Genomic DNA, 9,082 nt, shown 5'->3' with positions numbered 1-9,082 from the left:
GCGGGCGGCGCCAGGCCCTTTTCCCGAAAAGGGCCTGGACCAAAAGGGGCAGAAGGGGGGATACCCCCCTTCTGCACTTCCCCCAGGCGCTTTCACGGTACCTTCTGCCTTTTGTAGGGGGCGGACACTGTCCGCCCCGTTTGTACCCATGGAGTAGGGGCGACCCTTGTGGTCGCCCGCCGCCCATTGCCGCATTTTGAAAAAAGAAAGCCCCCAGACCGCAGTCTGGGGGCAGATTTAAGCTTTCTTTGCCGTGTGGGCTTGCACAACTTACCGAACGAGCGCTTTATGAAAGCTTTCTTTGCCGTGTGGGCTTGCACAACTTACCGAACGAGCGCTTTATGGAAGCTTTCTTTGCCTACTTTCTTTCTCGAAAGAAAGTAGGTCAGGCGCGGAGGAAGCCCTTGCCGAAGATCTCGCTGGAGTTGGCGATGATGAAGAAGGCGGAGGGGTCCTTGTCTTTCAAAAAGCGGCGGAGGGAGACGGCCTGACTGCGGGAGAGCGCGGTAAGGATGACCCAGTGTTCCTCGTGGGTATAGGCGCCCTCGCCCTGCCACATGGTCGCGCCCCGCTTGAGGGTGTGGGTGATGTACTCCACGGTGAGGGAGGGGCGGGAAGTGATAATAAAGAAGTTTTTCCGCCGGTTGAGGGACTCGATGACGCTGTCCACCAGCACCGACTTGAGCACCAGACCCAGAATGGAAAAAAGACCGGTCTCCACGTCGAAGATAAAGAAGGTGGCGGCGGCGATGAGCACATCGGAGAGGAGCAAGGCCCGTCCCACGTCGAGGCCGGTGTACTTTTTGAGAATCATGGCCACGATGTCGGTGCCGCCGGAGGAGGCGTCCACATTGAAGAGAATGGCAGAGCCCAAAGCGGGGAAGATGACGGCGAAGAAAAGCTCCAGCACCTTTTCGTCGGTGAGGGGCTGGCTGAGGGGACACACCCACTGAAAAACCTGCACCACGCCGGAATAGAGGAAGGAACAGTAGACGGTTTTCAGTCCAAAGCCCTTGTTGAGCATGGCGAAGCCCAGGAAGAGGAAAAGGGTGTTGATGATACCGTTGTAGGCCGAGGCGGTAAGCCAGGGCAAGACGCCGATGGTGAGGGGCTCCAGAATGATTGCCAGGCCGGAGACGCCGCCCATGGAGAATTTGTTTGGGAATTTGAAGAAATAGACGCCGACTGCCACCAGAACGGTGCCCAGGGTCATGAGCAGAAATTCCCGGAGCAGGTTGGATTTGCTGCGCATAAAGCACACACCTCCCAAAGACCTTACCGCTGGGCCAGAATGGCGCTCCACAGGTCATAGCTCTCGCTGTTGGGCACGTTGCCCAGACGCCAGACCGACACCCCGGTGACGCCGAACATCCGGGCCAGATTGATCTTATCGGTCACGCTTTCAGCGCTCTCAAACCAAATCTGATAGAGGTCCCCGTTCTCGTCGTGGTAGCGGACGTAGGAGCTGCGCACCGCGGGCACATAGGTGACCTGGGCGTCCTCCTGGGCCAGCCGCTGGGTCAGAGTGGCGATGGAGGGACGGTAATAGGCGGCCTCCGCCACCGCGCCGGTCTCGTCCAGCTTGAAGCCGGTGGTATCCATGGACAGGGCCAGAGCGATCTTGGACCGGTCGGCCACGCCGGTGTCCGGGTCGGTGATCTCGGTGAGGGCGTCATAGATGTAAGAGAAGGGGGTCAGGGCAAAGGCGCTGGTGTCGGTGGCCCCCACCCGGATACTGGACTGGGGCGGGCGGTAGTCGTGGGCCATCAGGATGACTTTATTACAGACCTCCCCCAGGGCCTTGAAGTCGTAGCCGTCCAGATAGGGGCCGGGCTGCACGCAGACGTTGAGGATTTTGGAGGCGGGCAGAGCGGCGCGGAGCCGGGCCATAAAGGAGGCATATTCCCCCTTCAGGGCGGCGCGGAGGCCCTCAAAGTCGATGGTCAGACCGTCATAGTCCCGGGCCAGATTGGTGAGGGCGGCAATGGCCTGGTCCTGGCCCTCCTGGGTGGCGAGCATGGCGGCCACGGTGGAGGAGGTGGAGCCGTCCGGCAGGGTGACCGTATCGGAGGCCGAGCCAAAGACGCACAGATAGCAGGGGGTCCCCGCCTGCTCCAGATGGGAGAGGGCCAGCGAAGCGCCCTCAGGCACATACCAGCCGTTGTCATTGGAATTGGTGGTGTTGACGGTGACGGTACCGTCGTTGTACTCCAGCCGCCCCCAACCCATGGATACCGCGTCCATGGCGTCGGTCAGGCCGATTTGACTGTAAGCGCTGACGGCGTAAAAGCCGTGGAGCCAGTTTACGCGGGAGATGTACCGCTCATAGACCCGCACCAGCATGGCGGCGCACTCGGGCCGGGTGGCCGAGTGGGTGGGGAGAAAGGAGAGTCCGTCCGCCTCCTCCACGCCGGTGGTGAGCCCGAACTGCCAGGCCAGCGCCACATAACCCGGCTCCTCCAGGGCGTCGGCGTCCCGGAAGGGAAGGGACACGTCCATGGCGTCGTCCGCCAGGTCCTGATAGCCCAAAGCCCGGACCAGCATGACCGCCATCTCCTCCCGGCTGATGGGATCGGTGGGACGGAAGGCGCCCCCCTTGTCCACCACACCGTGGGCGGCGGCGGTCTCCACATAGGCGTAGCCCCAGTAATCCGGGGCGCAGTCAATGAAGGTGGCGCTCTGGGGCGCCACGGTCTCCCAGCCGAACATGCGGCACAGCACCGCCACGAAGGACGCCCGGTCCATGTTGTCCACGACGTTGAACAGGCCGTTGCCGGTGCCCTCCATGAGACCGTACTCGGTGGCTTGATTGATGTAGCTTTCCGCCCAGTGGCCGGCGGTATCGGTATATCCGGCGGCGGAAGCGGCGGGCAAAAGGGTGCAGGTGAGCACCGCGGCCAGAACCACGGCGGCGATGGAACGATGCTTCAAGATAAGACCTCCTTTAAAAGGCACAAAAAAACCGGTGGGAACATCCCTCATTTTAGCAGGAGCGCCGGAGAAACGCAACGGCCAGGGGGAGAAAGAAAGAAAATTTCGCCATAGGGGGTGACGAGCGCCGCTATTTTTGCTATGATAGAGGCGAACGCTCCCGCCGCGGTGGGAAATAGATCATTTGAGATGAGGGATGGGTCGGCATGAAATTGCTGGAAGAGCGTATTCGTAAGGATGGCACGATTCGGGGCACCGAGGTGCTCAAGGTAGACCGCTTTCTCAATCACCAGATGGATATCAAGCTCATCAACGAGATCGGCAAGGAGTTTTACCGCCTGTTCGGGGACAGCGGGGTCAACAAGATCCTGACCATCGAAGCCTCCGGGATCGGCATCGCCTGCATCACCGCCCAGTTCTTCGGGGTGCCGGTGATCTTTGCCAAGAAGAACAAGACCAAAAACATCGCCGGCGACGTGTACACCGCCAAGGTGGAGTCCTTTACCCACGGCAAGGTGTATGATATCATCGTATCCAAGGAATTTCTGGGCCCCCAGGACAAGGTACTGCTCATCGACGATTTTCTGGCCAACGGCAGCGCCCTCCAGGGCCTGATCCAGCTGGTCCGCCAGGCCGGCGCCCAGCTGGCCGGGGCCGGCATCTGCGTGGAAAAGGCATTCCAGCCCGGCGGCGACATGATCCGCGCCATGGGCGTGCGGGTGGAGTCCCTGGCCCGGGTCAAGGCCATGGACGAGGCCACCGGCCTCATCGAGTTCTGCTGAGAACTCAACCCAAAGGGAGAAGCATCGGCGCCGCCGTACTCTCCCTTTTCCTATTGGCTGCAACAGCAACGGCTGTTTTGGCATAGAAGGAAACGGAAACAACGGTATGTTCTAAAGGAGGAACTACAATGAAGAAACGAATTTTTGCTCTGCTGCTGGCGGGCGCGATGATCTTCGGCCTGGCCGCCTGCTCCAACGGCGAGACCGAGACCAGCACCAACCCCGACACGCAGACCAGCACCGCCCCCAACGGCGGCGATGAGACCACCGGCGGCATCGCCAAGGAGGACCTGGTGGTGGGCTTCGTCCACGTGGGCGACGAGAGCGACATGGGCTACACCTACAACATGGTGCAGGGCGTCAAGGAGATGCAGGCCAACCTGGGTCTCTCCGACGACCAGATCATCACCAAGTACAACGTCACCGAGGACGACGCCTGCGCCGACGCCATCAACGAGCTGCTGGACGCCGAGTGTGACATCATCATCGCCACCAGCTTCGGCTTCGGTCCCTATGTGGTGCAGGCTGCCCGGGATAACCCGGAGGTCCAGTTCTGCCACCTGACCGGCACCGACGCCGCTTCCTCCGGCCTGTCCAACCTGCATAACGCCTTCGCCGACATCTACCAGGGCCGCTATCTGGCCGGTATCGTGGCCGGTATGAAGAGCCTGGAGACCGGCAACAACAAGCTGGGCTATGTGGGCGCTTACCCCTATGCCGAGGTCATCTCCGGCTACACCGCCTTCTACCTGGGCGCCAAGAGCGTCAACCCCGACGTGACCATGGACGTCATCTACACCAACACCTGGAACAACGCCTCCCTGGAGAGCCAGACCGCTCAGGCCCTCATCGACCGGGGCTGCGGCATCGTGAGCCAGCACTCCGACTCCACCGGCCCCGCCACCACCGCCGAGGCCGCCGGCGCCTTCCAGGTGGGCTATAACTCCGACATGATCTCCGCCGCTCCCGGCGCCTCCCTCATCTCCACCCGCATCGACTTCGGCATCTACTTCACCGAGGCCGTGCAGGCCATGATCGACGGCACCGCCATCCCCACCGACTGGTGCAAGGGCTACGGCGACGGCGCCGTGGTCATGACCGAGCTCAACGAGGCCATTGCCGCCGAGGGCACCGCCGAGGCTCTGGCCGAGGCCGAAGCCGCGCTGGCGGACGGCTCCCTCCAGGTCTTTGCCGGTCCTCTTCACGGCGTCAACTCCGCCGGCGACGAGCTGAACCTGGCCGAGGGCGAGACCTTCGTGGAGAGCGACGTGGCCAGCGGCAAGACCAGCGCTCCCTACTTTGACTACATCGTGGACGGCATCACCGTGGTGGGCGAGCAGTAAAAACCAACCAAGTCCATAAAAACCCCGGGCGGGGCCGCGGCTACCCGCGGTCCCGCTTCTTTTTGTATTTTTGAGAGAAGAGAGAGGTGTGCCTATGGCGACCCAACACGCCATTGAGCTGCGGGAGCTGACCAAGACCTTCGGCGATGTGGTGGCAAACGACAAGGTCTCCCTGACAGTGGACAAGGGGGAGATCCTCTCCCTGCTGGGGGAGAACGGCAGCGGCAAGACCACCCTGATGAACATGCTCTCCGGCATCTATTTCCCCGACGGCGGCGAGATCCTGGTGGACGGACGGCCGGTGACCATCCGCTCCCCCAAGGACGCCCATGACCTGGGCATCGGCATGGTCCATCAGCACTTCAAGCTGGTGGACGTGCTGACCGCGGCGGAGAACATCATCCTGGGCCTCAAGGGAAAGGGGCGGCTGGACCGCAAGGCCCTGGCCAGGGAGATTCAGGTCATCAGCGAAAAGTACGGCTTTGACATGGACCCCAATCAGAAGATCTATGATATGTCGGTTTCCCAGAAGCAGCGGGTGGAGATTTTGAAGGTCCTCTACCGTGGCGCGGACATCCTCATCCTGGACGAGCCCACCGCCGTGCTCACCCCCCAGGAGACCGACAAGCTCTTTGCCGTGCTGCGCAAGATGAAGGCCGACGGCAAGGCCATCGTCATCATCACCCACAAGCTCCATGAGGTGATGGACATTTCCGACCGGGTGGCGGTGCTGCGCAAGGGCAAGTACATCGGCGCGGTGGAGACCAGCCAGACCAACCCCCAGCAGCTCACCGAGATGATGGTGGGCCACGCCGTCAAGCTGGAGATCGACCGGCCTCAGACCCAGTATCAGGACCTGCGTCTGGAAGTCAAGGGCCTCAACTGCTTCAACGACGAGGGGGTGCAGGTCCTCAAGGACGTGACCTTCCAGGCCCGCGGCGGCGAGATTCTGGGCATCGCCGGCGTGGCCGGCTCCGGCCAGAAGGAGCTGCTGGAGGCCGTCGCCGGCCTTCAGAAGGTGCGCTCCGGCCATATATTCTACTATCCCCCCCATCCCAAATCGGACCTGGCGGGCAAGCATGTACCGGTGGATAAGGCCGGCGAGGAGCTGGTGGGCAAGACGCCCACCCAGATTCAGAAGATCGGCGTCTCCCTGGCCTTTGTGCCCGAGGACCGGCTGGGTATGGGGCTGGTGGCCTCCATGGACATGGTGGACAATATGATGCTCAAAACCTACCGGGAGGGAAAAGGCCCCTTGGTGGACCGGAAGGCCCCCAAGGCTCTGGCGCAGAAGCTCATCGACGAGCTGGAGATTGTCACCCCCGGCGTGTCCACGCCGGTGCGTCGCCTGTCGGGCGGCAACGTCCAGAAGGTGCTGGTGGGACGTGAGATCGCCTCCAGCCCCACCGTGCTCATGACCGCCTATCCCGTCCGGGGGCTGGACATCAACTCCTCCTACACCATTTACCACCTGCTCAACCAGCAGAAGGAGAAGGACGTGGCAGTAATTTTGGTGGGCGAGGACCTGGACGTGCTGCTGGAGCTGTGCGACCGGATTCTGGTGCTGTGCGGCGGCCAGGTCAGCGGCATCGTGGACGGCAGAACGGCCACCAAGGAGCAGGTGGGCCTTATGATGACCCATCTGCCCAAGGGACAGGAAGGAGGCGACCAGGCATGACCAAAGAGCAGAGAGAGCCCCTCATCCGCCTGGCCAAGCGGGAGGACATTACAGGCGGGAAGGCGTGGCTCATCCGTGTTTTGTCCATCGTGCTGGCCCTGGCGGCGGGCGCGCTCATCATTCTTCTTCTGGGCCACAATCCCCTGGAGGTCTATCCTTCCATGGTGGAGGGCGCGTTGGGCAAGCCCCGGGTCATCCGGGAGACCGTCAAGCGGGCCATTCCCCTGCTGGGGGCCGCCCTGGCCATCGCCCCTGCCTTCAAGATGAAATTCTGGAACATCGGCGCCGAGGGTCAGATTCTGGCCGGCGCTGTGGCGGCCACCTACTTCGGCCTCTTCTGGGCCGACCGGCTGCCCCAGCCGGCGCTGCTGCTGGTTATGGCCGTGGCCTCCATCGTGGTGGGCGGACTGTGGGGCCTCATCCCCGCCGTCTTTAAGGCCAAGTGGGGGACCAACGAGACCCTGTTTACCCTGATGCTCAACTATATCGTCCTGGGCTATGTCAAGTACCTCCAGGCCGGTCCCTGGGGGGCCGACCTGAGCGCCAACGGTTACCCCAAGATCCCCATGTTCGCCGCCAACGCCATGCTGCCCACCGTGCTGGGGGTCCACATCGGCTGGATCGTGGTGCTGGTGATGACGGTGCTGATGTTTGTCTACCTCAAGTACTGCAAGGGGGGCTATGAGATCGCCGTGGTGGGCGAGAGCGTCCGCACCGCCCAGTATGCGGGCATGAGCGTCTCCCGCATCGTCATGCGCACCATGTTCCTCTCCGGCGGTCTGGCCGGTCTGGTGGGCTTTTTGCAGGTCTCCGGGGCCAGCGGCAGCCTCACCGACAACACCGCCGGCGGCATCGGCTTTACCGCCATCACGGTGGCCTGGCTGGCCCGGCTCAATCCCTTTGTGATGGTCTTTATCGCTCTGCTGCTGGGCATCCTGGAGAAGGGCGCCGACACCATCCAGACGGTGTACACCATCCCGGCCTCGGCGGCGGAGATGCTCACCGGCATCATCCTCTTCTTTATGCTGGGCTGTGAGTTTTTCATCCGCTACCGGCTGATTTTCCGGGGAAAGGGGGAGAAGAAGCATGGATAAGGTTTTTACCATTTCCTTTTTGGTGGCGGCGGTGGCGGCCGGCGCGCCGCTGCTCTTCGGCACCCTGGGCGAGATCCTGACTGAGAAGTCGGGCAATCTGAACCTGGGCGTGGAGGGTATGATGTATATGGGCGGCGTGGCCGGTCTGGCCGGCGCCTACTACTATGAGCAGGCCATGGGAGCTTCGGCCTCCGGCGCGGTGGCCGCGCTGATCGGCACGGTGTGCGCCTTTTTGTGCGCGGTGCTGGGGGCCCTCATTTACAGCGTGCTCACCATCACCCTCCGGGCCAATCAGAACGTCACCGGCCTGGCGCTGACCATCTTCGGCACGGGCTTCGGCAATCTGGTGGGCGAGGCCATGGGCACCGCCGCCGGCGGCTTCGTGGCCGTGAGCCAGAACACCAAGAACGTCTTTATCGGCGGCATTCCCGGCCTCAAGGACCTGCCGGTGGTGGGACAGCTGCTGTTTTCCTACAATTATCTGGTCTATCTGGGCATTGTGCTGGCCATTCTCATGGCCTGGTTCCTGAAACGCACCAGAAGCGGCCTGAACCTCCGCTCGGTGGGCGAGGACCCGGCCACCGCCGACGCCGCCGGCGTCAACGTGACCGCCTACCGGTATCTGGCCACCTGCCTGGGCGGCGGCATCTGCGGCCTGGGCGGGATGTACATCGTCATGGCCGAGCAAAACGGCGTGTGGGTCCACGACTGCATCGCCGGCAAGGGCTGGATCGCCGTGGCGCTGGTCATCTTCGCCACCTGGAGCCCCTCCCGCGCCCTGCTGGGCAGCCTGGTATTCGGCGCGCTCTCTATTCTCCGCCTCTATCTGGACTTCGGCGGCGTGCGGATGATCCCCATTTATGATACCATTCCCTATGTGGCCACCGTGGTGGTCCTCATCGCCGTCAGCATCCGCCAGCGCCGGGAGAGCCAGCCCCCCGCCAGCCTGGGCAACGCCTACTTCCGCGAGGACCGCTGACCTACTTTCTTTCTCAGAAAGAAAGTAGGCAAAGAAAGGGAGAATCTGGCCCCGGACCATCGGTCCGGGGCCTCGGTCTTTCGAAAAAATGGAATGCGGAACAGGAAAGGTCAAAGTGCCTGCATGGAAGCGGGCGACCACAAGGGCCGCCCCTACGATATGGGGGTGCTTCCCACGCACGGGGAGCCCCCTGCGGGTAAAAGGGAACGATACCCGGCAGGGGTTCAGCGCACCTGGGGGAAGTGCAGAAGGGGGGTGTCCCCCCTTCTGCCCCT

The 9,082-nt window shown here is 62.6% G+C and carries 7 protein-coding genes; 5 read left to right on the top strand and 2 right to left on the bottom strand.

All coding sequences use genetic code 11. From position 1 onward, the window contains the following. Positions 1–385: 385 nt before the first annotated feature. Together H7U37_RS03600 and H7U37_RS03595 are read right to left on the bottom strand one after the other, a co-directional pair. Positions 386–1,252, bottom strand: coding sequence for a YitT family protein (locus H7U37_RS03600; RefSeq protein WP_204873667.1), 867 nt, complete (start codon positions 1,250–1,252; stop codon positions 386–388). Positions 1,253–1,275: 23 nt separating this feature from the next. After that, on the bottom strand, positions 1,276–2,931 hold the full coding sequence (locus H7U37_RS03595; RefSeq protein ID WP_204873664.1) for an S-layer homology domain-containing protein: 1,656 nt from the start codon (positions 2,929–2,931) through the stop codon (positions 1,276–1,278). A gap of 206 nt (positions 2,932–3,137) precedes the next feature. Between H7U37_RS03595 and H7U37_RS03590 the strand changes: the two genes are divergently transcribed. The 5 genes from H7U37_RS03590 to H7U37_RS03570 all read left to right on the top strand — a co-directional run bounded on the left by H7U37_RS03590 (position 3,138) and on the right by H7U37_RS03570 (position 8,807). After that, positions 3,138–3,713, top strand: a complete 576-nt coding sequence (locus tag H7U37_RS03590; RefSeq protein ID WP_204873662.1) for a xanthine phosphoribosyltransferase — start codon at positions 3,138–3,140, stop codon at positions 3,711–3,713. Positions 3,714–3,841: 128 nt separating this feature from the next. Next, on the top strand, positions 3,842–5,056 hold the full coding sequence (locus H7U37_RS03585) for a BMP family ABC transporter substrate-binding protein (protein ID WP_204873660.1): 1,215 nt from the start codon (positions 3,842–3,844) through the stop codon (positions 5,054–5,056). Positions 5,057–5,150: 94 nt separating this feature from the next. Continuing rightward, positions 5,151–6,734: an ABC transporter ATP-binding protein gene (locus H7U37_RS03580; RefSeq protein ID WP_204873658.1), complete on the top strand. Its 1,584-nt coding sequence runs from the start codon at positions 5,151–5,153 to the stop codon at positions 6,732–6,734. Next, a complete protein-coding gene (locus H7U37_RS03575) occupies positions 6,731–7,828 on the top strand; it encodes an ABC transporter permease (RefSeq protein ID WP_204873657.1) in 1,098 nt (365 codons plus the stop codon). The genes H7U37_RS03580 and H7U37_RS03575 overlap by 4 nt, the downstream gene beginning before the upstream one ends. Then, entirely contained in the window at positions 7,821–8,807 is a 987-nt protein-coding gene (locus H7U37_RS03570; protein ID WP_204873655.1) for an ABC transporter permease, read from the top strand. Before H7U37_RS03575 ends, H7U37_RS03570 begins: the two co-directional genes overlap by 8 nt. The last annotated feature ends 275 nt before the right edge of the window (positions 8,808–9,082 follow it).

It is taken from the genome of Pseudoflavonifractor phocaeensis, assembly GCF_016901735.1.
Classification (GTDB): Bacteria; Bacillota; Clostridia; order Oscillospirales; family Oscillospiraceae; genus Pseudoflavonifractor_A.
Note: the sequence above shows the minus strand (reverse complement) of the source record. Positions and strands in the feature narration are given on the sequence as shown.

Coding starts and splice junctions, on each gene's coding strand:
- H7U37_RS03600 (WP_204873667.1), bottom strand. CDS start 1,252: ATGCGCAGCAAATCCAACCTGCTCCGGGAATTTCTGCTCATGACCCTG.
- H7U37_RS03590 (WP_204873662.1), top strand. CDS start 3,138: ATGAAATTGCTGGAAGAGCGTATTCGTAAGGATGGCACGATTCGGGGC.
- H7U37_RS03585 (WP_204873660.1), top strand. CDS start 3,842: ATGAAGAAACGAATTTTTGCTCTGCTGCTGGCGGGCGCGATGATCTTC.
- H7U37_RS03580 (WP_204873658.1), top strand. CDS start 5,151: ATGGCGACCCAACACGCCATTGAGCTGCGGGAGCTGACCAAGACCTTC.
- H7U37_RS03575 (WP_204873657.1), top strand. CDS start 6,731: ATGACCAAAGAGCAGAGAGAGCCCCTCATCCGCCTGGCCAAGCGGGAG.
- H7U37_RS03570 (WP_204873655.1), top strand. CDS start 7,821: ATGGATAAGGTTTTTACCATTTCCTTTTTGGTGGCGGCGGTGGCGGCC.